The following is a 1,188-nucleotide window of genomic DNA, read 5'->3' as shown; positions in this document are numbered from 1 at the left end:
ATGGCCAAGGCGAAATTCGAGCGGACGAAGCCGCACTGCAACATCGGCACGATCGGGCACGTGGACCATGGGAAGACGTCGCTGACGGCGGCGATCACCAAGGTTCTGGCGAAGACGGGTGGCGCGACGTTCACGGCGTATGACCAGATCGACAAGGCGCCGGAGGAGAAGGCGCGCGGCATCACGATCTCGACCGCCCACGTGGAGTACGAGACGCAGAACCGCCACTACGCGCATGTGGACTGCCCCGGCCACGCCGACTACGTGAAGAACATGATCACGGGCGCGGCGCAGATGGACGGCGCGATTCTGGTGGTTTCCGCGGCGGACGGCCCGATGCCGCAGACGCGGGAGCACATCCTGCTGGCGCGCCAGGTGGGCGTTCCGGCGCTGGTGGTGTTCCTGAACAAGATGGACCTGGCCGATCCGGACCTGGTGGAGCTGGTGGAGATGGAGGTGCGCGAGCTCCTCTCTTCCTACAAGTTCCCGGGCGACGAGATCCCGATCATCAAGGGCTCGGCGGTGGCCGCGCTCGAGGACAAGACGCCGGAGATCGGCGAGCAGGCGATCCTGGAGCTGATGCGGGCGGTCGATGCCTACATCCCGCAGCCGGAGCGTCCGGTGGACCTGCCGTTCCTGATGCCGATCGAGGACGTGTTCTCGATCTCGGGCCGCGGCACGGTGGTGACGGGCCGCGTGGAGCGGGGCATCGTGAAGGTTGGCGAGGAAGTCGAGATCGTCGGCCTGAAGGACACCGTGAAGACGACGGTGACGGGCGTGGAGATGTTCCGCAAGCTGCTGGACAGCGGGCAGGCGGGCGACAACATCGGCGCGCTGCTGCGCGGCACGAAGCGTGAGGATGTGGAGCGCGGCCAGGTGCTGGCGAAGCCCGGCTCGATCACGCCGCACACCGGCTTCAAGGCCGAGGCGTACATCCTGACGAAGGAAGAGGGCGGGCGCCACACGCCGTTCTTCACGAACTACCGTCCGCAGTTCTACTTCCGGACGACGGACGTGACGGGCATCGTGAAGCTGCCGGAAGGCGTCGAGATGGTGATGCCGGGCGACAACATCACGATGGATGTCGAGCTGATCGCGCCGATCGCGATGGACCAGGGCCTGCGCTTCGCGATCCGCGAAGGCGGCCGCACCGTCGGCGCCGGCGTCGTCGCCCAGATCGTCAAGTAA

Annotated in this window: 1 protein-coding gene; it reads left to right on the top strand. The window is 66.7% G+C overall.

Annotation, left to right across the window (positions count from 1 at the left end; translation table 11 throughout):
* The gene (gene tuf, locus G3576_RS30965) at positions 1-1,188 is read left to right on the top strand and encodes an elongation factor Tu (protein ID WP_164698331.1); all 1,188 of its coding nucleotides are present in this window, start codon (positions 1-3) and stop codon (positions 1,186-1,188) included.

The sequence above is a fragment of the Falsiroseomonas algicola genome, assembly GCF_011040385.1.
In the GTDB taxonomy this organism is placed as follows: Bacteria; Pseudomonadota; Alphaproteobacteria; order Acetobacterales; family Acetobacteraceae; genus Falsiroseomonas; species Falsiroseomonas algicola.
The sequence above is the reverse complement of the archived record's forward strand: the minus strand, read 5'-3'. Positions and strand labels throughout refer to the sequence as shown.